This window comes from Streptomyces puniciscabiei, assembly GCF_006715785.1.
GTDB classification, from domain to species: domain Bacteria; phylum Actinomycetota; class Actinomycetes; order Streptomycetales; family Streptomycetaceae; genus Streptomyces; species Streptomyces puniciscabiei.
Genome location: NZ_VFNX01000001.1, coordinates 1,920,959 through 1,943,088 on the forward strand (window position 1 = coordinate 1,920,959; position 22,130 = coordinate 1,943,088).

Consider the following 22,130-nt stretch of genomic DNA (forward strand, 5'->3'; position numbering starts at 1 on the left):
CGGCCCTCACCTCAACTTCGGATCGAGGGCGTCGCGGACCGCGTCGCCGAGCATGATGAAGGCCAGGACCGTGACGGCGAGGGCGCCCGAGGGCCACAGGAGGGCGTGGGGGGCGTTGCGGATGTAGGGGGAGGCGGCGGAGATGTCGATGCCCCAGGAGACGCTGGGGGGTTTCAGGCCCACGCCGAGGTACGACAGGGTCGCCTCCAGCGCGATGTACGTGCCCAGCGCGATGGTCGCCACCACGATCACCGGGGCCACGGCGTTCGGGGCGATGTGACGCAGCAGGACGCGGGAGTCGGAGGCGCCGAGGGCACGGGCGGCCTGGACGTAGTCGTTCTGTTTGGCGGTGATGACCGAGCCGCGGGCGATCCGGCCGATCTGCGGCCAGCCGAGCAGCACCATGAACCCGATGACCGGCCACACCGTGTTGCTCGTCACCACCGACAACAGCACCAGGCCGCCGAGAACCACCGGGATGGCGAAGAAGATGTCGGTGATCCGGGACAGGATCGAGTCCCAGGTGCCGCCGAAGTACCCCGCCAGGGCCCCGAGGACCGACCCGAGGACGGCCACCCCGAGCGTCGCCAGCACGCCCACCGTGACGGACGTACGGGCGCCGTACACGGTGCGCGTGTAGACGTTGCAGCCCTGGCCGTCGTACCCGAAGGGCGCGCCCGGCCCCGGCCCGTCCTGCGCCTTGGCGAGGTCGCACTTCAGCGGGCTGCCGGAGGCGATCGCCGAGGGCCACAGGGAGATGAAGACCAGGAAGAGGATCACCACCGCCGAGATCAGGAAGACCGGGTTGCGGCGCAGGTCCCGCCAGGCGTCGGACCAGAGGGAGCGCGGCCTGCCCGCCGGGCCGGTGCCCTCCGGGCCGGCGGGCGTCCGCTCCAGCGTGGCCGCCTCGCTCGCGCCCAGGTCCATCGCGCCGCCCATGCCGGTCCCGGCGATGGCGCCCTCGGGCTCGTACGGCTGTTCAGGCATAGCGGATCCTCGGGTCGAGTACGGCGTACAGGAGGTCGACGAGGAGGTTGGCGACGAGGAAGACCAGGACGAGGACCGTCACGAAGCCGACGACCGTCTGGGTGTTCTGGCGCAGGATGCCCTGGTAGAGCTGGAAGCCGACGCCGTGGATGTTGAAGATCCGCTCGGTGACGATCGCACCGCCCATCAGCGCGCCGATGTCGGCACCGATGAAGGTGACCACCGGGATCAGCGAGTTGCGCAGCAGATGCCGGGTGACGACCCGGTGCCTGGGCAGGCCCTTGGCGATCGCGGTCCGGACGTAGTCGGCCCGCTTGTTCTCCGCGATGGAGGTGCGGGTCAGCCGCGTGACGTAGGCGAGGGAGACCGAGGCGAGGACCAGACCGGGCACGATCAGCTCGCCGAACGTCGCGTACGCCGAGACGGACGGTCTGATCCAGCCCCACTGGACGCCGAGCAGCAGCTGGAGCAGCAGACCGGTGACGAAGGTGGGGACGGAGATCACCACCAGGGTGGCCAGCAGCACCCCGGTATCGACGGGCCGGCCGCGCCTGAGGCCGGTGAGCACGCCGAGCGTCACGCCGACGACGATCTCGAAGAGGATCGCGACGATCGTCAGCCGGATGGTGACGGGGAACGCCGTTCCCATCAGCTCGGTGACGGGCTGGCCGTTGAACGCCGTACCGAAGTCCCCGGTGAAGACGTTCCCCATGTAGGTCGCGTACTGCTGCCAGAGCGGCTTGTCCAGGCCGAACTCCCGCTTCAGCTGGGCGGCCGTCGCCGGGTCGCAGGCCCGCTCGCCGCACAGGCCGGCGATGGGATCGCCCATCACGTTGACCATGAGGAAGATCAGCAGGGTGGACCCGATGAACACGGGGATCATCTGGAGCAGCCGCCGTACGACATAGCGCCCCATGCCGCTCAGCCCACCTTGATCTCGTTGTAGACCGGCACGCTGAACGGGTTGAGCGCCACGTTCGTGATCCGGGAGGCGTAGCCGGCGCTGCCGTTCTGGTACCAGAGCGGGATGGCCGCCATGTTGTCCCGGACGACCTCCTCGGCCTGCTGGAACAGCCGGACGGCGGCGGACTGACCGGTCTCGGCGTTGGCCCGGTCGACGAGCCGGTCGAACTGTCCGTTGGACCACTTGCCGTCGTTGGAGGAGGCGCCGGTGTAGTACAGCGGCTGCAGGAAGTTCTGGATCAACGGGTAGTCCATCTGCCAGCCGGCCCGGAAGGGGCCGGTCATCTTGTGCTGCCCGATCTGGTTGCGGAAGTCGGCGAAGGTGCCGACCGGGTTGCCCACGCAGGCCCTGTCGTCGCCGAGCGCGTTGTTGATGGAGTTGCACACGGCGTCCACCCACTGCTTGTGCGAGCCGGTGTCCGCGTTGTAGGTGATCTTCAGCCGGCCGCCGGGGATCCCGCCGCCCTCCTGGATGAGCTTCTTGGCCCGGGCGGGGTCGTAGTCGCAGGCGTGGCCGCACAGCCCGGGCTTGTAGCCGCCGGCCGCGCCGAGGACCGGGGAGGTCCAGTCGGTGGCGGGCGTGCGGGTGCCCCGGAAGATGGTCTCGGTGATCTGCTTGCGGTTGATCGCCATGGAAAGGCCGGTGCGGACCTTGCGTGCCCCGTCGGTGTTCCACTTCGGGTCGTAGTACGGGAAGGCGAGGGTCTGCAGGATGCCGGCCGGGGTGTTGATGTAGCGGCCGTTCAGGTCGGTCTCGACGTTCTTGAGCTGGCTGGCCGGCACGTCGTCGACGAGGTCGAGGTTGCCGGCCAGCACATCGGTGTAGGCGGTGTTGCTGTCGGTGTAGACCAGCAGGGTCACCCCGGTGTTCCGGGCCTTGTCGGGGCCGGGGTAGCCGTCCCACCTCTTCAGGTTCATCGCCGAGCCCCGGGTGTACGACTCGATCCGGTACGGCCCGTTGCCGACCGGCTTCTTCAGCCAGGCGGCGTGGTCGGTGAAGAAGGTGCGTGGCAGCGGGGCGAAGGCCGCGTAGCCGAGGGTGTCGGGGAAGCTGGAGAACTTCTGGCCCAGCCGGACGGTGAAGGTGTGGTCGTCGACGACCTTGAGTCCGGACAGGGTGTCGGCGGTCTGGGGGCCGCTGTCGGGGTGGACCTTGTCGTACCCGTCGATGTAGGCGAAGAAGTAGGCGTCCTTCTGGTTGTTCCGCAGGCTCGCCCCGTAGTTCCACGCGTCCACGAAGGAGTGGGCGGTCACCTTCTCCCCGTCGGAGAAGGTCCAGCCGTCCTTCACCTTGATCGTGAAGTTCTGCGAGTCCTTGGTGTCGATGGACGCGGCGAGCCAGTTCTGGGCCTTGCCGGTCCTCGGGTCGTACTTCTTCAGGCCCCGGAAGATCATGTCGAGGACCTTGCCGCCCTGGACCTCGTTGGTGTTGGTGGGCTCCAGGGGGTTCTGCGGGTCGCCCCAGGAGGAGGTCAGCACCCCGGCGCCGCCGACGCCGCCGCCCCCACCGCACGCGGTGGCCAGCAGCCCGGCCGCGATCGCACAGGCGGCCCATCGGGCGTGCGTGATACCCCGCATGGCTGCCTCCTCCGCGCTCACCGATCCATTACCGGCCAATATCGGCTTATACGACGCATACCGCATGCGCGCCGCTGGATTGAGGGGCCGTTAGGGGGACGCATCATCCGAACGCGGACAGCCGGACGGAGGCGGCCGGACGATCTTGCCAGGGGTGCGCAACAGATCTTCGGACAACGATGCCGAAACGTTGGATTGCGACCGGTCGATGTACGCATTTCGACACACCACCGTCCGCATATCGAACTTCTTGTCCGATTCGCCAAGTTTGTCCGATGTGAAGCACGGATTGATTACGGCGTACTACCCGCGTAGCTACGGAACGATCAAGTACAAGTAAAGAAGGTAAAGACGCAACCAAGGCGACCGAGAATTTATTGACCTTGAATGAATTGCGTTGAAAAAGTCCGGCGTAGCCCGTAGGGGAGCGCCCTGCGGAGCCTTGACCCACAAGGCACGGAGCATCATGACCACCCCCGCATCCCCTTCCCCGGCCGCCGCACTCGAGGTGACCGAAGAAGACAGCGCCACTTCGGCGAAGCCCGGCAACCCCAGGGGCACCGAGAGCCGCTCTCCGGGACGGCTGGCCTGGACCCGCTTCAAGCGGGACCGGACGGGCGTCATATCCGCCTTTGTGGTGATCTTCTTCTTCGTCGTGAGCATCGCCGCGCCGCTGATCGCCAAGGTGTACGGCAAGGACCCGTACACCACCTACGGCCAGAACGACCCGAGCCTGCTCAACGACTTCGGTTTCCCGGTCCAGCCCAACGGCGGCATGAGCGGGGACTTCTGGTTCGGCATCGACCCGCAGCTGGGCCGGGACGTCTTCACGTTCCTGCTGTACGGCATCCGCAACTCGCTGCTGATCGCGACGGCGACAACCCTGCTCGTGGCTCTCCTGGGTGTGGTCGTCGGCATCACCGCCGGATACCTGGGCGGCAAGACGGACTACTTCGTCGGCCGGATCATCGACATCCTGCTGGCCTTCCCGCAGATGCTGTTCTTCATCGGCTTCTTCCCGGTGCTGCTCACGATCCTGGTCGCACCCGACGAGGCGACCCCGACCTGGCTCACCGTCGCCTCCCTGATCATCATCATGACGGTGTTCGGCTGGGCGCCCATCGCCCGACTGCTGCGCGGTGAGGTACTCGCCCTGCGTGAGCGGGAGTTCGTGGAGGCCGCCAAGGTCACCGGTGCCTCCCCGGCCCGCATCATCTTCAAGGAACTGCTTCCCAACCTGTGGACGCCGATCCTCATCCAGGCGACCCTGGCGCTGCCCATGTACGTGACGACCGAGGCCGGTCTGGCCTTCGTGGGTGTCGGTCTCTCCGACCCCACGCCGGACTGGGGCGTCATGGTCCAGAACGCCTCGAAGTACTACCAGAACGACATCACGTACATGCTCTTCCCGGGCCTGACGATGGTGATCTTCGTCATTGCCTTCAACCTCCTCGGCGACTCGGTGCGCGACGCACTGGACCCCAAGGCCGGGCGCTGAACCTCCCGTCCCACCTTCCGGACCGGGCGACGGGGCCCGCCGGAGAAGCTCGTATCTCTCCTCGACCAGAGCAGGAAAACATGTCCCTTTCCCGCAGAAACTTCGTCATCGCCACGTCGGTCGCGGCCGGCGGCTCCATGGTCCTCTCCGCGTGCAGCAGCGGCGGAGGCGGGAACAGCGGCAACGGCGCCCACGCCGGCACCTCCACGTACACCGGTCACGTGACCGTCGGTACGAAGGAGGACTCGACCGGCCCCGCTCCCGAGATCCCGGGTGCGAAGAAGGGCGGCAACATCATCGGCATCGGGCCGGACGACTTCTCCCACCTGGACCCGCAGCGGATCTACTTCGCCTGGAACTCCACCGTCGCCAACCTCTACGTCCGTGCCCTGACCGGCTACAAGATCGCCATGGACGGCTCCATGAAGCTGGTCGGTGACCTCGCCACCGACACCGGCACCATGAGCGACGGCGGCAAGACCTGGTCCTTCACCCTGAAGGACGGTCTGAAGTGGGAGGACGGCAGCGAGCTGACCGTCGAGGACGTCCGCCACGGCATCGAGCGCGGCTTCGCCAGCTTCACCACCGAGGGTGCGCAGTACGTCCAGTCCGCGCTCGTCGGCTCCAGCGACTTCCGCTCGAAGTACAAGGGCCCGTTCAGCAACCAGCACCTGGACTCCATCGTCACCGACAAGGCGAAGAAGACCATCACGCTGAAGCTGAAGGTCGCCCGCCCGGACCTCAACTTCACGCTCGCGATGCACTCCTACGGCGCCGTGCCGGTGAGCCACGACACCAAGGAGAAGTACGACAAGGACCCGGTCTCCGCCGGCCCGTACAAGATCGCCCAGCACTCCGTCGACAAGTCCCTCAAGCTGGTGCGCAACCCGCACTGGGACCCGGCGACGGACGCGATCCGCAACGCCTACCCGGACAGCTTCACCTTCCAGTTCGGCACCGAGTCCCTGCCGGCCACCGACCGCCTGATCGCCGAGAGCGGCGACGACCAGTACGCGGTCATGGCCTACAGCGGTGTGCCCGCCGAGCGCCTGCAGAAGGTCCTGGGCGACGCGCAGCTGAAGCAGCGCACCATCAACGGCCTGCTCAGCGGTCTGTACTACTACGCCATCAACTGCAAGCGGATCACCGACCCGAAGGTGCGCCAGGCCCTGAACTACGCCTGGCCGCTGGAGCAGATCCGCCGCATCTACGGTGGCCAGGCCGCCGGTGACTACGCGACCTCCATCATCAGCCCGGACATCCTCGGCTACGAGCACCAGGACGTCTACGGCAAGCTGAAGAAGCCGCAGGGCGACCCGGAGAAGGCCAAGGCGCTGCTGAAGGAGGCCGGCAAGCTCGGCCAGAAGATCGTCTACACCTACCCCAAGGGCAGCAACGACGCCTACACCAAGACGGCGGTCGTCATCACCAACGCCCTGAAGGCGGCGGGCTTCGACCCGGTCGTCAAGCCGGTGGACTCCACCAGCTACTACGACCAGGTCCAGCAGATCAACAACAGCTTCGACGTGATGTGGTTCGGCTGGTCCCCGGACTGGCCGACCGGTTACACCGTCATGCAGCCGCTGTTCGACGGCGCCACCATCGCCAACGGCTCCAACAACGTCTCGCAGCTGAACGTGAGCTGGGTCAACGACGCGATCAAGCAGAACGCCGTCATCACCGACCCGAAGAAGGCCGGCGAGGCCTGGGAGGCGCTGGACAAGAAGATCATGACCGAGCTCGCGCCGATCATCCCCGAGACCTTCCAGCGCCGGTTCTACCTGCACGGCTCGAAGGTCGGCGGCGCGCTGTTCGACCCGCTGTTCTCGGCGTTCGTCATGTACAAGCTGTACGTGAAGGCCTGACGACCAAGCCAGTCCAGGGGCGGGGCGCCGCACACCGGCGCCCCGCCCGTCCCCCTCCGCCCCCACCACGGCGTCGCCCAGGGAATCCCATCGCCATGTTCCGCTTTCTCGTCCGCCGGACAATCGGCGCAGCGGTGATCCTGCTGATCATCAGTGCCATCACCTTCTTCCTCTTCTACGTCGCTCCGCGTGACCCCGCCAGGGTCGCCTGCGGCAAGGTCTGCACGCCACAGACTCTGGCGCTGGTCAAGCACAACCTGGGGATCGACGATCCGCTGCCGGTGCAGTACTGGCACTGGCTCGAAGGCGTCTTCGTGGGCCGCGACTACGCGTCGTTCGGGCACTGCAACGCGCCCTGCCTCGGCTACTCGTTCATCAACCGCGAGCCGGTCACGGGCATCATCCTGGACCGCTTCCCGACCACGATCTCCCTGGCCCTGGGCAGCGCGGTCGTCTTCTTCCTCTTCGGTGTCGGCACCGGCATGATCGCCGCCGTCAAGCAGGGCAAGCCGCTGGACAAGATCGCATCTTCGGCCTCGCTGATCGGTTCGTCGCTGCAGATCTACATCGTCGGCATCGTCGCGATGTTCTACCTCTCCGACGAGTGGCACCTCCTGCCCCGCCCGAACGACGACGCCGGTTTCACGGACAACCCCGGGGCCTGGTTCGGGGGCTTCCTGCTGCCGTGGTTCGTGCTGGCGATCATCTTCACCGCCAACTACACCCGTATGACCCGCTCGCAGCTGGTCGAGACGCTGAGCGAGGACTACGTCCGCACCGCTCGTGCCAAGGGTCTGTCCGCCCGTACGGTGTTCTTCCGTTTCGCCTGGCGCGGCTCGATGGGCCCGATCGTGACGATCCTCGGCATGGACCTCGGCACGCTGCTCGGCGGCGCGGTCATCACGGAGGCGACGTTCGGCCTGCACGGCCTCGGCGCCGTCTCGGTGAAGGCCGTGAAGGACAACGACCTGCCGATGCTGCTCGGGGTCACCCTGGTGGCCGCCGCCGCGATCGTCGTCTTCAACATCGTCGTTGACGCCGTCTACGCCCTCATCGACCCCCGCGTCCGCCTCGCCTAAGGAGAGACAAGATGAGCACCCCCTTCCTCTCCGTCCGCGACCTGCGCGTGCACTTCTCCACCGAGGACGGCATCGTCAAGGCCGTCGACGGGCTCTCCTTCGACCTGGAGAAGGGCAAGACCCTCGGCATCGTCGGCGAGTCCGGCTCCGGCAAGTCGGTGACCAACCTGGCCATCCTGGGCCTGCACAACCGCGAACGCACCGCCCTCGAGGGCGAGGTCCTGCTCGACGGGCAGGAGCTTCTCACCGCCTCCGAGCGGACCCTGGAGAAGCTGCGCGGCAACAAGATGTCCATGATCTTCCAGGACGCGCTGGCCTCCCTGTCGCCGTACCACAAGGTCGGCGTGCAGATCGCGGAGACGTACCGCAAGCACACCGGCTGCTCCAAGAAGGAGGCCCGGGACCGCGCGATCGAGATGCTGCGCCGGGTCGGCATCCCGCAGCCGGACGTGCGGGTGGACGACTACCCGCACCAGTTCTCCGGCGGTATGCGCCAGCGCGCGATGATCGCCATGGCCCTGGTCTGCGACCCCGAGCTGCTGATCGCCGACGAGCCGACCACGGCCCTCGACGTGACGGTCCAGGCCCAGATCATGGACCTGCTGAAGGACCTGCAGCAGGAGTTCGGCACCGCGATCATCTTCATCACGCACGACCTGGGCGTCATCGCCGACATCGCGGACGACGTGCTGGTGATGTACGGCGGCCGGTGCGTGGAGCGCGGCACCAAGAAGCAGGTGCTCAGCGCCCCGGACCACCCCTACACCCTGGGCCTGCTGAACTCGATGCCGAGCCTGGACGGCCCGGTCGACGTGCCGCTCTCCCCCATCCCCGGCTCCCCGCCCTCGCTGCTCAACCCGCCCTCCGGCTGCCGCTTCCACCCGCGCTGCGCGTTCGCGGAGCAGGTCGCCGACGGAAAGTGCTCCAGCGACCGACCGCTGCTGGAGGTCGTGGAGGGCCGCGGCTCCGCCTGCCACCTCACCGCGGAGCAGAAGCGGGAGCTCTTCACCGACTTCGCCGCAACCCGGCACAACTGACGGACAGCAGACGGGACTTCACGACCATGAGCAACACGAACCCCCTCCTGGACGTCTCCGGGCTCACCAAGCACTTCCCGATCAAGGGCGGCTTCCCGATCCGCCGTACGGTCGGCGCGGTGCAGGCCGTGGACGGGCTGGACTTCCAGGTCGGCGAGGGCGAGAGCCTGGGCCTCGTCGGTGAGTCGGGCTGCGGCAAGTCGACCACGGGCCGGCTGATCACGCGCCTGATGGAGCCGACCGGCGGCACGATCACCTACCGCGGGCAGGACATCACGCACGCGGGCCGCAAGCAGCTGGCGCCGATCCGCTCCGAGATCCAGATGATCTTCCAGGACCCGTACGCCTCGCTGAACCCGCGGCAGACGGTCGGCAAGATCATCTCCGGGCCGATGGAGATCAACGACATCAACCCGGCCGGCGGCCGCGAGAAGCGGGTCCGCGAGCTGCTGGAGATCGTCGGTCTCAACCCCGAGCACTTCAACCGCTTCCCGCACGAGTTCTCCGGCGGCCAGCGCCAGCGCATCGGCGTGGCCCGCGCGCTCGCCCTGGAGCCGAAGCTGATCGTGGCGGACGAGCCGGTCTCCGCCCTCGACGTCTCGATCCAGGCCCAGGTCGTGAACCTGCTGCAGAAGGTGCAGAAGGAACTCGGCATCGCGTTCGTGTTCATCGCCCACGACCTCGCGATCGTCCGGCACTTCTCGCAGCGCGTCGCGGTCATGTACCTCGGCAAGATCGTCGAGATCGCCGACCGCGAGGACCTGTACGGCAACCCGCGCCACCCCTACACCCGGGCCCTGCTCTCCGCCGTGCCCGAGGCCACGGTGGACGAGGAGCCGCGCGAGCGCATTCGGCTGGTCGGCGACGTGCCCTCGCCCATCAACCCGCCCTCCGGCTGCCGCTTCCGCACCCGTTGCTGGAAGGCGACGGAGAAGTGCGCGACGGAGGCCCCGCCGCTGGTGCAGGCGGAGGGCAACAAGCCGGGTCACCTGACGGCGTGCCACTATCCTGAGACGCGGGAGACGATCCCCGCCCCCCGCGCCTCCAAGGACCGTCTCTCCAAGGACCCCGAGGCGGCGGCCTGACACACCCCTTTTCGTCAGTCGCCCCCTCGCGGAACGGACCTTCACCGGCCCATTGACCCGAGCCCCTGAACGTCCGTTTCCAGGGGACGAAGGCCCGCGCCTCCCCAGGCGCGGGCCTTCGTCGTACAACCCGGCCGCCCGCGCCAAGAGTTGAGAACCCCTCAAGAACTGCACCCGAACCTGACACGCCGTTCAGCAACGTGTGTCAGACTGCCGCGGTGGTAGATCATGTGTTTACCGATCTCACGCTCGCCGCCCTCTACGACCGCCTCAACCCCTGGGGGCCGGGAGACGACTTCTACCTGGGTCTGGTGCGGGCGGCCCGTTCGGTGCTGGATGTCGGGTGCGGCACCGGGCAGTTGCTGCGGCGGGCCCGGGCCGAGGGGCACCGGGGCCGGCTGACGGGGCTCGACCCGGCCCCCGCCATGCTCGTCCAGGCGCGGCGGGCCCGGCCGGACGTGGAGTGGGTGCTCGGGGACATGCGCGCCCGGCTGTGGGCCGGGGAGTTCGACCTCGCCGTCATGACCGGGCACGCCTTCCAGGAACTGGTCCGGGACGAGGACGTCCGGCACTGTCTGCGCGGGGTCCGGGCGGCTCTCGGCGACGGCGGGCGGTTCGTGTTCGAGACCCGCAACCCCGGCGCTCGCGCCTGGGAGCGGTGGACCCCGGACCGGGTGCACGAGATCACGGCCGCCGACGGCACCCCGGTGCGGGTGTGGCACGAGGTCCAGGGCGACGGGCTCAGCGGTGACCGGGTGAGGTTCACCGAGACCTACGAGGGCGAGGTCTGGCCGGCCCCGCAGGTCTGCCACAGCGTCCTGCGGTTCCTGGACGAGGAGTCCCTGGCGGGCTTCCTGGCCGAGGCCGGCCTGACGGTCGTGGAGCAGTACGGCGACTGGGGGCGGGGGCCGCTCACCCCCGCCAGCCCAGAGATCATCACCGTGGCCCAGCCGGCCTGACTAGTCGGCGTCCTCCTCCAGCGCCACCAGTGCCGGGTCCAGCACGATGTCCTCGTCCCGTGCCTCGGTCGTCGGCTCCTCCGGGAAGTGGCACGCCGTCAGGTGGCCTTCGTGGTTGCCGGAGATCCGGACCAGCGGCGGTTCCTCGGTCGCGCACTTGTCCTGGGCCTTCCAGCAGCGCGTACGGAAGCGGCAGCCGGAGGGCGGGGAGATGGGCGAGGGGACGTCGCCGGCCAGGCGGATGCGTTCGCGAGCCCCCGTGTCGTCCTCGGAGAGGTTCACCTCGGGGACCGCGGACAGCAGGGCATGGGTGTACGGGTGGCGCGGCCGGGTGTAGATGGAGTCGCGGTCGCCCACCTCGATGATCTTGCCCAGGTACATGACCGCCACCCGCTGCGAGAAGTGCCGGACGACGGCCAGGTCGTGGGCGATGAACACGAACGCGATGCCGAGTCCCTTCTGCACCTCCTGCAGCAGGTTCACGACCTGCGCCTGGATCGAGACGTCCAGCGCGGAGACCGGCTCGTCCGCCACGATCAGCTTCGGCTCCAGGGCCAGTGCGCGGGCCACGCCGATGCGCTGGCGCTGGCCGCCGGAGAACTCGTGCGGGAAGCGGTTGAAGTGCTCCGGGTTCAGACCCACGATCTCCAGCAGCTCGCGGACCCGCTTCTCCCTCCCGCCCTCCGGCTCGATCCCGTTGATCTCCATCGGCCCGGAGATGATCTTGCCGACCGTCTGCCGCGGGTTCAGCGACGAGTACGGGTCCTGGAAGATCATCTGGATCTCCGAGCGGATCGGGGCGAGCTGCCCCCGCGAGGCGTGGCTGATGTCCTGCCCGCGGTAGGTGATCGTGCCGCTCGTCGGCTCCAGCAGGCGCGTGATCAGCCGGCCCGTGGTCGACTTGCCGCACCCCGACTCGCCGACCAGGCCGAAGCTCTCCCCGGCGTGCACGGTGATGTCGATGCCGTCCACGGCCTGCACCGCGCCGATGGTCCGGCGGATCGGGAAGCCGCCCTTGACCGGGAAGTGCTTGGTCAGTCCGGAGACCTCCAGCAGCGGCTCCCCGTCCGGGGCGGCGCTCTTGTCGCGCGGAGCCGGGAGGACCATGTCCTCAGTCATGCCGATGTCCTCCTAGCCCAGACGGGGCTTGATCTCTTCGATGAAGATGGTCCGCTTCTGTTCCTCCGTGAGGTGGCACGCGGAGGCCCGGTCCGGCGCCAGCAGCGGGCGCTCGCGCACACAGCGGCCGGTGCCCTCGACCCGCTCCGGATAGGCGCAGCGGGGGTGGAAACGGCAGCCGGACGGCGGATTGAGCAGCGAGGGCGGGGCGCCGGGGATCGGGGAGAGCCGGCCGCCGAGGTCGGAGTCCAGGCGCGGCATCGAGTTCAGCAGGCCCCAGGTGTAGGGGTGCCGGGGCGAGCGCAGCACCTCGTCGACCGTGCCCCGCTCCACCGCGCCGCCCGCGTACATCACCATGATGTCGTCGGCCATGTCGGCGATCACCCCCAGGTCGTGGGTGATGAAGATGATGCCGGATCCGAACTCCTGCTGCAGGTCCTTGAGCAGATCGAGAATCTGCGCCTGGACCGTCACGTCCAGGGCGGTCGTCGGCTCGTCGGCGATGAGCAGGTCGGGGTCGCAGACCAGGGCCATGGCGATCATGGCGCGCTGGCGCATGCCGCCGGAGAACTGGTGCGGGTAGTCCTTCGCCCGCTCCCTGGGGTGGGGGATGCCGACCTTGCCGAGCATCTCCACCGCACGGGTCCAGGCCTCCTTCTTGGAGGCACCGGTGTGCTTCAGATACGGCTCGGCGATCTGCCGGCCGACCGTGTAGTACGGGGAGAGCGCGGTGAGCGGGTCCTGGAAGATCATGGCGACCTTGTTGCCGCGCAGCTTCTCCAGTTCCGACTCCCGAGCGGTCGTCAACTCCCGCCCGTCCAGCAGGATCTCGCCCTCGACGGTGGTGAACATGGGGTTGTGCAGGCCGAGGACGGTCAGGTTGGTCACCGACTTGCCCGAGCCGGACTCCCCCACGATGCCGAGCGTCCTGCCGCGCTCCAGGTCGAAGGAGAGCCCGTCCACGGCCCGTACGACGCCGTCCTCGGTCTTGAAGCTGACGTGCAGGTCGCGCACCGAGAGCAGCGGAGCTGTGCCGGCCGGGTTCGGGGCACCGGCCTCCTTGGTCAGAGTGGTCACGACAGTGCTCCTAGGACAGCCGCACGCGCGGGTCGATGAAGGCGTAGGCGGCGTCGACGATGATGTTGAACAGCAGGATCATGCTGGCGGAGAAGAGCATCACACCGAGCAGCAGCGGCAGGTCGCTGAAGAAGACGGACTGGACGGCGAGGTTGCCGAGGCCGGGCAGGCCGAAGGTGTACTCGGTGATGATGGCGCCGCCGAACAGCGAGCCGAGGTCGATGCCGAAGATGGTGACGATCGGGATCAGCGAACCGCGCCAGGCGTAGCGGAAGAAGACGTAACGGCGGGACATGCCCTTGGCGCGGGCGGTGCGGACGTGTTCCTCCTGGAGCTGCTCGATCATCGAGGAGCGGGCCATACGGGTGTACTGCGCGGCGAAGATCGTGGAGAGGATCACCCAGGGGATGATCAGGCCGCTGAGCCAGGAGACGGGGTCCTGGGTGAAGTTGGTGTAGGCGGGCTTGTCGAACCAGTGGGTCTGGTAGACGAGGATCGCCAGGGCCAGCGGGCCGAGGAAGTAGATCTGCAGCGAGCTGATGACCATGGCGGCGGCGGTGGCCGTCTTGTCGATCAGTGTGCCGCGCCGCCAGGCCGCGAGCAGCCCGGTGCCGAGCCCGATGACCAGGAAGCACACGGCCGCGCCCAGGGTGAGCGAGACGGTGGTGGGCAGCCGGTCCAGCAGGGTGCCCCAGACCAGCTCGTTGGTGTGGTACGAGTAGCCGAAGCAGGGGGCTGGGCATGGTCCCTGGTCGAACTGGTTGCTGCCCATGACGAGGTTGTGCAGGAAGATCCAGTACTGCTCGGTGATGGGTTTGTCCAGGCCGAGCACGTGGTGGATGTTCGCGATGCTCGTGGGGTTGCAGGTCTTGCCGCACATCATCAGCGCGGGATCCCGGGGCACCCCGAAGAACAGCACGAACGTGACGATGCTCAGCAGGAACAGAATGACGACGGCACCGATGATCCGGCGGACGAGGAAGCGCAGCATGACAGGGCAGCTCTCAGACGTCGGCGGCCTTGCGGCGCCCGGCGCGCCCCTGGTGCGGGGGCGCGCCGGGTACCGGGAGGGGACGGTTACTTGATGAAGAGGCGGCGCGGGTCGACTCCGCCGATCACGTCGTCGTAGACGAGGCCGCCGACCTTGGAACCGGCGATCTGGGTCTGCTTGTAGTACGCGGTCGGGACGACGGCGACGGCGTCCTTGACGATGTACTGGTCGAGCTTCTCCCACTCGGCCGCGGCCTTGACCGGGTCGGTGATCGTGCTGATCCGGTCGATCTCGCTGTTGACCTTCGGGTCGTTGATCTGCGGGTAGTTCTGCGCGCCGTCGGCGATTCCACGGCCGTCGAACAGCGGCGGGATCACGGTGGAGGCGGACGGCCAGTCGGCGCCCCACGCGGTGTGGAAGATGTCGTAGTTGTTGTTCAGCTTGGAGACCTGGTCGTAGTAGGTCTCGGACGGGATCTCCTGGCGCTGGACGTTGAAGCCGGCCTTCTTCAGGCCCGCCGCCATGGCGGTGGAGTACTGCTGGCCCTCGGGGGTGTTGGTGTAGCCGAAGGTCAGCTTCATGTTGAGCTTGCCGGCCTGCTTCAGCAGCGCCTTGGCCTTCTCCGGGTCACCGGCCGGGTTCTTCTTCTTGCCCCACGGGTCGAAGGAGGCGTCGTAGCCGCTGACGGTCGGGCTGATGACGCCGCCGGCGACCTCCATCGCGTCGGTGCCGCCGTAGGCACGCACGAACGGCGTGATCGGCAGGGCGTACGCGATGGCCTGGCGCACGCGGACGTCCTTCATCTCCGGCTTGCTCATGTTGATGTTCATCTGGCCGACGTACGGCTGGTAGCCGGAGATCGTGCGGGACTTGAGCTTGGGGTCCCGCAGCACCTGGGAGAGGTTGCCCGCGTCCACCTGGTTGCTGAAGCTGACGCCGGTCTGGTCGGGGCCGCTGTCCGCCAGCAGGGCCTTGGTGGAGGTCTCGAACTGCTGGTTGAACGTGAAGTTGAACTGGTCGACGTACTGGTGGCGGATCGGGTCCGTCTTGGGGTCCCAGTTGGGGTTCTTGACCAGCACCATCGACTTGCCGGACTTGAACGACTGGACCTCGTACGGGCCGGTCGCCAGCGGCGCCTTGTCGTACTTCTCCTTGGTGTCGCCCTTGGCGGACACGACGGCGTAGCCCGCCATGGCGAGCGTGTACGGCAGGTCCGGGTGCGGCTTGGCGAAGTGGAAGACGACCGTCTTCGCGTCGGGCGTCTCCAGGACGCTGTCCGGCAGGTGCTTGCCCTTGTAGGGGCCGTCCGGGAGCAGCTTGCGGTAGGTGGCGCCCGAGGAGTTGGCCAGCCACTGCTGCAGGTAGGTCGGGCCCTGGGTGATGAAGGGCGCGAAGAGCCGCTCGACGGACTGGCGGACGTCCTTGGACGTGATCGGGGTGCCGTCCTGGAACTTGATGCCGTCCTTGAGCGTGTACTTCCAGGTCTTTCCGCCGTCCGTGGTGGTGCCGGAGTCGGTGGCGAGGTCGCCGACGACCTCGTGCTGCTTGCCGTCGTTGCCGGTGGCCTTGTAGCCGGTGAGGCCTCTGTGCATCAGCTGGGCGAGCGCCATCTGGTCGGACACGTAGATCTGCCCCGGGTCGAGGTGCGCGAAGCTGTCCCGCTGCAGCACCTCCATGGTGCCGCCGGACTTGGCGCCGGGCACGGCGGCGGCCGGGCCGGTGGAGTCCGCCGTGCCGCCGAACTTGATCGACGCCTGCTGCCGCTTGGCGTCCTGCTGGTCCTTCTTGTCACTGGTGCCGCTGTCGCTGCCGCCCTTGCTGCAACCGGTGAGCACGAGAGCTCCGGCCGCGAGCACGGAGAGCGCGCCGTAGACGTGGCGTCCGCCCCTACTCATCACGAAATTTCCCACCCATCTGTGAAAATTGACGTTCCGTGTGATTGACGTGCTGCGGTCAGCGCGCGGTCTTGGGATCGAAGGCGTCTCTGACCGAGTCCCCGAGCAGGTTGAACGCGACGACGAAGATGATCATCGATACGCCGGGGAAGAACATGTAGGTGATGTCGTTCTGCATCACCAGTTCGGTGGACGCCTTGGAGAACATCTGCCCCCAGTCCGGCGTCGGTTCGACGATGCCGACGCCCAGGTACGACAGACCGGCCTCGGCGGTCACGAAGTTGGGCAGCAGATACGTCGACTGCACCAGCAGCGGGGTGACGAGGTTCGGCAGGATCTCCTTGCGGATGATCCGCCACGGCGAGGCCCCGCTGACCTTGGCCGCCTCGATGAACTCCCGTTCCCGCAGGGCGAGTGCGGTGCCGCGCAGGATGCGCCCGAGCCCCATCCAGCCCAGGAACCACTGGACGATGATCAGGGCCAGCACCCGGACGTAGGTGGGGGTCTCGTCGCGGGGACTGACGAACAGGGACACCACGACCGGCATGCTCGCGATGAAGAACAGCTGTGCCGGGAAGGCGAGGAGGAAGTCGATGACCCGGCCGATGAAGTAGTCGGTCCTGCCGCCGAGATAGCCGGCCGCGACACCGAGCAGGATGCCGGTGATGACGACGGCGATGGTGACGGCGACCGAGATCATCAACGAGGTGCGGATGCCGTAGATCAGCTTGGTGAAGACGTCGTAGCCGTTGCCGGGTTCGAGGCCGAACCAGAACTCGCTGCTGATACCGCCGTTGGGGTGCACCGGCACGCCGGCGCTGTCGAAGAGTTCGGGGCGCTCGTCCGCGTACACCGTGTACGGATTCTTGCCGTACACCTTGGCGATCAGCGGGGCGAGCAGGCCGATCAGGAAGAAGAAGCCCACGACGTAGGCCGAGATCACGCCCGTGCGGTCGCGCCTGAAGCGCAGCCACATCAGCTGGCCGGGGGACCGGCCTTCGAGCTTGACGGTGTCGCTCTTCGCCTCCGGCCCTGGTTCGCCGTCGACGACGACCGAAGTACCGCCGCCCTCAATGTCGATAGGACTTGTCACGGTTCGTCCGTTTCACAGGTATGAGTGTGGGAGGTGCCCGGGTACTCCGAGGACGCGCGGAACCGCCAGGCGGACGCGCGTAGTTCTACCGCCGAATCACACCGCTGGAATTGACGAACCGACCCACCTGGTGTTTGCGACACCGCGCATGGGTGCACCTCCTCATGACTCCACGTGTTCACCAACAGGAGAGGGTTTCCGTCTTCCCTCCGACACCCCTGACGGAGGGCCAGACACCCCCTGGTGCTCGTGAGTCGGCACACTGTCCCCACAGTGCGCTGGACCCATTGACCCGAGCGCTACGCGGCTAACTATCTGCCATGGGTCGAGCACCGACCACCGCCCGTAGATCTCAATTCAGTCACAGCTCACCGCTACACCTTCCAAAATCTGGACAAACTGTTCGACCGAAGAAGGCGCGAAACGGACTTGTTACATGGCTATCGGGCAGCGATCTCCGCATGTCGGACATGGGGCCACCAAAAAACGGGTTGCAAAAAGCCCGGGCGTCCCCATCCTTGGGGACGCCCGGGCTCAACTGCTGAGGAATCAGCCGTGCTTGGCGCGGCTCGCGGCGCGCGCCCGCTCCCGCTGGTCGAGCACGACCTTGCGGATGCGAACGGCCTCCGGGGTCACCTCGACACACTCGTCGTCACGGCAGAACTCCAGCGACTGCTCCAGCGACAGCTTGCGCGGCGGCACGATCGACTCGGCCACGTCGGCCGTCGAGGACCGCATGTTGGTGAGCTTCTTCTCCTTGGTGATGTTGACGTCCATGTCGTCGGAGCGGGAGTTCTCACCGACGATCATGCCCTCGTACACCTCGGTGCCCGGCTCCACGAAGAGCACGCCGCGCTCCTGGAGGTTCGTCATCGCGAACGCGGTGACGGAGCCGGAGCGGTCGGCGACCAGCGAGCCGTTGTTGCGGGTCTGCAGCGGACCGAACCAGGGCTCGTGGCCCTCGTGGATGGAGTGCCCGATACCGGTACCGCGGGTCTGGGTCAGGAACTCGGTCCGGAAGCCGATCAGACCGCGGGACGGCACGACGAACTCCATGCGGACCCAGCCGGAACCGTGGTTGGACATGTTGTCCATACGGCCCTTGCGGACGCCCATGAGCTGGGTGACCGCGCCCATGTGCTCCTCGGGCACGTCGATCGTCATGCGCTCGACCGGCTCGTAGACCTTGCCGTCCACCTCCTTGGTGACGACCTGCGGCTTGCCGACGGTGAGCTCGTAGCCCTCCCGGCGCATGGTCTCGACCAGGATGGCGAGCGCCAGCTCACCACGGCCCTGGACCTCCCAGGCGTCCGGACGCTCGGTGTCGAGCACCCGGAGGGAGACGTTACCGATCAGCTCACGGTCCAGGCGGTCCTTCACCTGGCGCGCGGTGACCTTGCGGTCCTTCACGGCCGCCTTCGCGTCGGCGCCCTTGCCGGTGCCGCCCCGGCCGACCAGCGGCGAGGTGTTCGTACCGATGACCATGGAGATCGCCGGCTCGTCCACCGTGATCAGCGGCAGCGGGATGGGGTTCTCGGGGTCGGCCAGGGTCTCGCCGATCATGATGTCGGGGATACCGGCGACCGCGCAGATGTCACCCGGGCCGGCCTTCTCGGCGGGCTTGCGGGTGAGCGCCTCGGTCATCATCAGCTCGCTGATGCGCACATTGCTGATCGAGCCGTCGCGCTTGATCCAGGCGACCGTCTGGCCCTTGCGCAGCTCGCCCTGCTCGACCCGGAGCAGCGCGATACGGCCGAGGAAGTTGTCCGCGTCGAGGTTGGTGACGTGGGCCTGGAGCGGCGCGTCCTCCTCGTACGTCGGAGCCGGGATGTGCTCCAGGATCGTGGAGAAGAACGGCTCCAGGCTGGTGGAGTCCGCCGGGACCGTGCCGTTCTCCGGCTTGGTCAGCGAGGCGATGCCGTCACGGCCGCAGGCGTAGACGATCGGGAACTCGATCTGCTCCTCGTCCGCGTCCAGGTCCAGGAAGAGGTCGTAGGTCTCGTTGACGACCTCGTCGATCCGGGCGTCCGGGCGGTCCGTCTTGTTGATGCACAGGATGACGGGCAGGCGGGCCTGCAGCGCCTTGCGCAGCACGAACCGGGTCTGCGGCAGCGGGCCCTCGGAGGCGTCCACCAGCAGCACGACACCGTCCACCATGGACAGACCGCGCTCGACCTCGCCGCCGAAGTCGGCGTGGCCGGGGGTGTCGATGATGTTGATGGTGATGGGCTCCCCGCCGTCCTTGGGGTGGTACTTCACCGCCGTGTTCTTGGCGAGGATCGTGATGCCCTTCTCACGCTCCAGGTCGTTCGAGTCCATGACCCGGTCGTCGACCTGGTCGAGCTGGTGGGCGGCGAACGCGCCGGCCTGCTTCAGCATGCCGTCGACGATGGTGGTCTTGCCGTGGTCGACGTGAGCGACGATGGCGACGTTGCGGATGTCGTGGCGCGTGGCCATAGTGCGACGAACTCCCGGGGTGTGAGGATTGCCCTGCGCGTACGTCTGTGTCGCGCGGGTCCTGCCGGGCTGGACACGCCACGGCCTCACCCCATGGTACGTGGCCCCGCGAGAGGCGGCCTCCGCAGGGCCGTGTGATGATCTCCGGGGAGGTCAGCCGGTGGGACCGGCGGAGGCGCTCGTGGGACTTGCGGGGAGCTTCGCCCCCTTCTTCAGAAAGCCCATGTCCTCGTAGACCGGCGTCTGGAATCCGAACGCCCCGGCGTTGACCAGGTTCTTCCGCACCGCCACGAGCTGAGGCCGCTGGTACAGCGGAATGGACCCGGCCGCGGCCCAGATCCTGGCGTCCGCCTTGCGGATCAGCGACACCTCCTCGTCCCCGTCCAGCGTGGTCGCGGCCTCGTCGAACAGCTGGTCCACCTGGTCGGTGCCGACCCGCGTGTAGTTCTGCTCGACGTTCAGCGAGCCGTCCGCCGCCGGCACCGGCTTGGCATACACCGGCCGGTCGTCCGTCGCCGGGAACGCGGTGGACGGCCAGGAGTACAGCGCGAGGTCGTAGTCCCCGGCGGCGATGTGGTCCTTGAAGTAGCTGGCGTCCGAGACCTTGCTGATCGTCGTCCGGATGCCGACCCGCTCCAGCATGGCGGAGATCCGGTCGGCGACCGAGGTCAGCGTCTGGGAGCCGGCGCCGGACGGGAGCACGAAGCGGAGCAGGAGCGGCTTGCCGTCCTTGGCGAGCGGCTTCGCCGCGGCCGCCGGCGCGGCGGTGCCCTGGGGGGCGTAGGCACCCTGCGCGCCCCCGTGCCTGCCCTCCTGGGCCAGGTGCCGGTCACCGCCGTCCCCGCGTCCGCCGTTCTTCTCGTCCTCGCCGACGATGTACTCGCCGTCCCTGCCGCCGTCGGACTTGTTCTCCCTGTCCGCCTTCTCGCCCTTGTCCTTCTTCTCGCCGTCCTTCCCGGTCCTCCCGTGCTCGGGCCCGGCCGCCTTCTCGCCCTTCTTCGGCTCCTGGACCGGTCCGCCCGGCACCCACCCGGCGTCGGCGAGCAGCGCCTGGGCCTCCTTGGGGTCCTGGCCGCCGATCGCGCTGCTGTTGTCGGCGTACGCGGCCTGCCCGGACAGGGCGAGATGGCTGCCGACCGGAACGGCGGGCAGGCCCAGCGGGGTGAGCACCAGCCTGGCCAGTTCCCGGCGGTCCAGGGCCCGGGCGACGGCCCGGCGGACGCGTTCGTCGGCGAGGGGGCCCCGGGAGCCGTTCAGGGCGAGCTGGGTGTAGGCGGGCTCCAGCGACCTGCGGACCTCGACACCGCTCAGCGCCTGCTGCTCGTCCAGGTACTCGGAGATGGCCTTGCCCAGCTCCTTCCGGCCGGCCTTGACGTCGTCCGGGTCCAGGTCGTGCGCGCGCGCCCACGCGCGCAGCTTCTTCACCGAGGTCTTCCCGGAGCCCTGCAGCGGGTTCGCGGCGCCGTGGGCGGCGAGCCCGATCCGCTGGGCGTCGGCGGGGTCGACGTCGGCGAGGTCCACGCTGCCGTCGGCGAGCGCTTCGGCCCGCTTGTCGCGGGGTACGGCGTGCAGCACGATCTCGTTCAGCTTGGCGGCCTTGCCCCACCAGCGCGGGCTGCGGGTGAGGACGACGTCCTTCTGGGCGGTGTCGACCTTGGCCACGGTGAACGGGCCGGCGGTGACCTTCAGAGCGCGGCGAGCACCGTCGTTGAAGGCGTCCGGGGTGCCCATGACGTCCTTCGGGTACAGCGGGGAGAACAGCGACCTCCAGTCGGCGTAGGGGCGGGAGAAGGTGACCCGGACCTCGAGGTCGTTCGCGCCGCGCTCGATCTTCTGGATGCGGTCGTAGCCGGCGTTGCGGGCGGTCCAGTACGCGCTGTTCCTGCCGGACAGGGCGCGCCACTGGGCGGCGAAGTCGGCCGCGCCGATCTCCCGGCCGTCGCTCCACACGGCCTGCTGGTTCAGCTTGTACAGCACCACCTGGCGCGGCTCGGTCTCGATGACCTTGGCCGACTCCAGATAGGCGGGGTTGGGCACCGGCCGGCCGGTGGCGTCCAGCCGGAACATCGACGGCAGGACGGCCTGGGCGACGCGGCTGGTGCCGGCGTCGGCATCGGCCTGGAAGGTGTTCAGGGTCGCGGGTAGGGCGTCGACGGCCCACTTCAGAGTCCCGCCGTCGGCGACCAGGCCACGGGCGACCGGGGCGATGTCCTGCGCGGCGAGGGGCTTGGGAACCTCCTCGTCGGAGCCGCACCCGGCGAGGAACGGCACCGCGAGCGCGCCTGCGGCCAGGTAGGCGACCGATCGCATGACGGCGCGCGGTCCGACTCCGTCGTGGGACATCTCTGCTACCTCCGGGAAGCCGCGGGTTTATGCTCACATGTGTCGGAATGTGGAGCTGATCACCTTTGGCGGTATATGGAGCTGATCAGATCTATGCGGCCCAC

Annotated in this window: 16 protein-coding genes; 6 read left to right on the top strand and 10 right to left on the bottom strand. The window is 68.1% G+C overall.

The genetic code is table 11. The features are described from left to right. Positions 1-6: 6 nt before the first annotated feature. The 3 genes from FB563_RS08605 to FB563_RS08615 are packed head-to-tail and all read right to left on the bottom strand — an operon-like array spanning position 7 to position 3,528. The gene (locus FB563_RS08605; protein ID WP_055707207.1) at positions 7-987 is read right to left on the bottom strand and encodes an ABC transporter permease; all 981 of its coding nucleotides are present in this window, start codon (positions 985-987) and stop codon (positions 7-9) included. Beyond that, positions 980-1,903, bottom strand: a complete 924-nt coding sequence (locus FB563_RS08610) for an ABC transporter permease (RefSeq protein WP_055707208.1) — start codon at positions 1,901-1,903, stop codon at positions 980-982. Before FB563_RS08610 ends, FB563_RS08605 begins: the two co-directional genes overlap by 8 nt. 5 nt (positions 1,904-1,908) lie before the next feature. Further along, positions 1,909-3,528 carry a peptide ABC transporter substrate-binding protein gene (locus FB563_RS08615; protein WP_055707209.1) on the bottom strand — a complete coding sequence of 540 codons (1,620 nt, stop codon included), beginning with the start codon at positions 3,526-3,528 and terminating at the stop codon, positions 1,909-1,911. Positions 3,529-3,994: 466 nt separating this feature from the next. Between FB563_RS08615 and FB563_RS08620 the strand changes: the two genes are divergently transcribed. The 6 genes from FB563_RS08620 to FB563_RS08645 all read left to right on the top strand — a co-directional run bounded on the left by FB563_RS08620 (position 3,995) and on the right by FB563_RS08645 (position 11,051). Continuing rightward, positions 3,995-5,026, top strand: coding sequence for an ABC transporter permease (locus tag FB563_RS08620; RefSeq protein WP_079048864.1), 1,032 nt, complete (start codon positions 3,995-3,997; stop codon positions 5,024-5,026). Between the two features lie 80 nt (positions 5,027-5,106). Next, positions 5,107-6,891, top strand: a complete 1,785-nt coding sequence (locus tag FB563_RS08625) for an ABC transporter substrate-binding protein (protein ID WP_055707210.1) — start codon at positions 5,107-5,109, stop codon at positions 6,889-6,891. A gap of 95 nt (positions 6,892-6,986) precedes the next feature. Continuing rightward, on the top strand, positions 6,987-7,970 hold the full coding sequence (locus tag FB563_RS08630; RefSeq protein ID WP_055707211.1) for an ABC transporter permease: 984 nt from the start codon (positions 6,987-6,989) through the stop codon (positions 7,968-7,970). A gap of 11 nt (positions 7,971-7,981) precedes the next feature. Beyond that, entirely contained in the window at positions 7,982-9,007 is a 1,026-nt protein-coding gene (locus FB563_RS08635) for an ABC transporter ATP-binding protein (protein ID WP_142218570.1), read from the top strand. Between the two features lie 26 nt (positions 9,008-9,033). Beyond that, positions 9,034-10,092, top strand: a complete 1,059-nt coding sequence (locus tag FB563_RS08640) for an ABC transporter ATP-binding protein (protein ID WP_055706762.1) — start codon at positions 9,034-9,036, stop codon at positions 10,090-10,092. A gap of 218 nt (positions 10,093-10,310) precedes the next feature. Further along, positions 10,311-11,051 (top strand): class I SAM-dependent methyltransferase, encoded by a 741-nt coding sequence (locus FB563_RS08645; protein WP_055706761.1) that lies wholly within the window; start codon positions 10,311-10,313, stop codon positions 11,049-11,051. On the opposite strand, the gene FB563_RS08650 is transcribed toward FB563_RS08645, so the two are convergent. From FB563_RS08650 to FB563_RS08680, 7 genes are all read right to left on the bottom strand, one after another. Continuing rightward, a complete protein-coding gene (locus tag FB563_RS08650) occupies positions 11,052-12,170 on the bottom strand; it encodes an ABC transporter ATP-binding protein (RefSeq protein ID WP_055706760.1) in 1,119 nt (372 codons plus the stop codon). A 12-nt stretch (positions 12,171-12,182) separates the two neighbouring features. Then, positions 12,183-13,247: an ABC transporter ATP-binding protein gene (locus FB563_RS08655; RefSeq protein WP_055706759.1), complete on the bottom strand. Its 1,065-nt coding sequence runs from the start codon at positions 13,245-13,247 to the stop codon at positions 12,183-12,185. Between the two features lie 10 nt (positions 13,248-13,257). Continuing rightward, complete coding sequence (locus tag FB563_RS08660; RefSeq protein ID WP_055706758.1) at positions 13,258-14,238, bottom strand: ABC transporter permease; 981 nt, start codon at positions 14,236-14,238, stop codon at positions 13,258-13,260. Positions 14,239-14,324: 86 nt separating this feature from the next. After that, the gene (locus FB563_RS08665) at positions 14,325-16,133 is read right to left on the bottom strand and encodes an ABC transporter substrate-binding protein (RefSeq protein ID WP_055706757.1); all 1,809 of its coding nucleotides are present in this window, start codon (positions 16,131-16,133) and stop codon (positions 14,325-14,327) included. A 58-nt stretch (positions 16,134-16,191) separates the two neighbouring features. Beyond that, the gene (locus tag FB563_RS08670; protein ID WP_055706756.1) at positions 16,192-17,226 is read right to left on the bottom strand and encodes an ABC transporter permease; all 1,035 of its coding nucleotides are present in this window, start codon (positions 17,224-17,226) and stop codon (positions 16,192-16,194) included. A gap of 549 nt (positions 17,227-17,775) precedes the next feature. Then, positions 17,776-19,683 carry a translational GTPase TypA gene (gene typA, locus FB563_RS08675; protein ID WP_055706755.1) on the bottom strand — a complete coding sequence of 636 codons (1,908 nt, stop codon included), beginning with the start codon at positions 19,681-19,683 and terminating at the stop codon, positions 17,776-17,778. A gap of 153 nt (positions 19,684-19,836) precedes the next feature. Next, the gene (locus tag FB563_RS08680; protein WP_055706754.1) at positions 19,837-22,026 is read right to left on the bottom strand and encodes an ABC transporter family substrate-binding protein; all 2,190 of its coding nucleotides are present in this window, start codon (positions 22,024-22,026) and stop codon (positions 19,837-19,839) included. Positions 22,027-22,130: the final 104 nt, after the last annotated feature.

Bases quoted from the DNA above. Each gene is read 5' to 3' on its own strand.
- FB563_RS08625 (WP_055707210.1), top strand. From the start codon at position 5,107: ATGTCCCTTTCCCGCAGAAACTTCGTCATCGCCACGTCGGTCGCGGCC.
- FB563_RS08610 (WP_055707208.1), bottom strand. From the start codon at position 1,903: ATGGGGCGCTATGTCGTACGGCGGCTGCTCCAGATGATCCCCGTGTTC.
- FB563_RS08680 (WP_055706754.1), bottom strand. From the start codon at position 22,026: ATGTCCCACGACGGAGTCGGACCGCGCGCCGTCATGCGATCGGTCGCC.
- FB563_RS08665 (WP_055706757.1), bottom strand. From the start codon at position 16,133: ATGAGTAGGGGCGGACGCCACGTCTACGGCGCGCTCTCCGTGCTCGCG.
- FB563_RS08620 (WP_079048864.1), top strand. From the start codon at position 3,995: ATGACCACCCCCGCATCCCCTTCCCCGGCCGCCGCACTCGAGGTGACC.
- FB563_RS08640 (WP_055706762.1), top strand. From the start codon at position 9,034: ATGAGCAACACGAACCCCCTCCTGGACGTCTCCGGGCTCACCAAGCAC.
- FB563_RS08660 (WP_055706758.1), bottom strand. From the start codon at position 14,238: ATGCTGCGCTTCCTCGTCCGCCGGATCATCGGTGCCGTCGTCATTCTG.
- typA (WP_055706755.1), bottom strand. From the start codon at position 19,683: ATGGCCACGCGCCACGACATCCGCAACGTCGCCATCGTCGCTCACGTC.
- FB563_RS08650 (WP_055706760.1), bottom strand. From the start codon at position 12,170: ATGACTGAGGACATGGTCCTCCCGGCTCCGCGCGACAAGAGCGCCGCC.
- FB563_RS08605 (WP_055707207.1), bottom strand. From the start codon at position 987: ATGCCTGAACAGCCGTACGAGCCCGAGGGCGCCATCGCCGGGACCGGC.
- FB563_RS08615 (WP_055707209.1), bottom strand. From the start codon at position 3,528: ATGCGGGGTATCACGCACGCCCGATGGGCCGCCTGTGCGATCGCGGCC.
- FB563_RS08630 (WP_055707211.1), top strand. From the start codon at position 6,987: ATGTTCCGCTTTCTCGTCCGCCGGACAATCGGCGCAGCGGTGATCCTG.
- FB563_RS08635 (WP_142218570.1), top strand. From the start codon at position 7,982: ATGAGCACCCCCTTCCTCTCCGTCCGCGACCTGCGCGTGCACTTCTCC.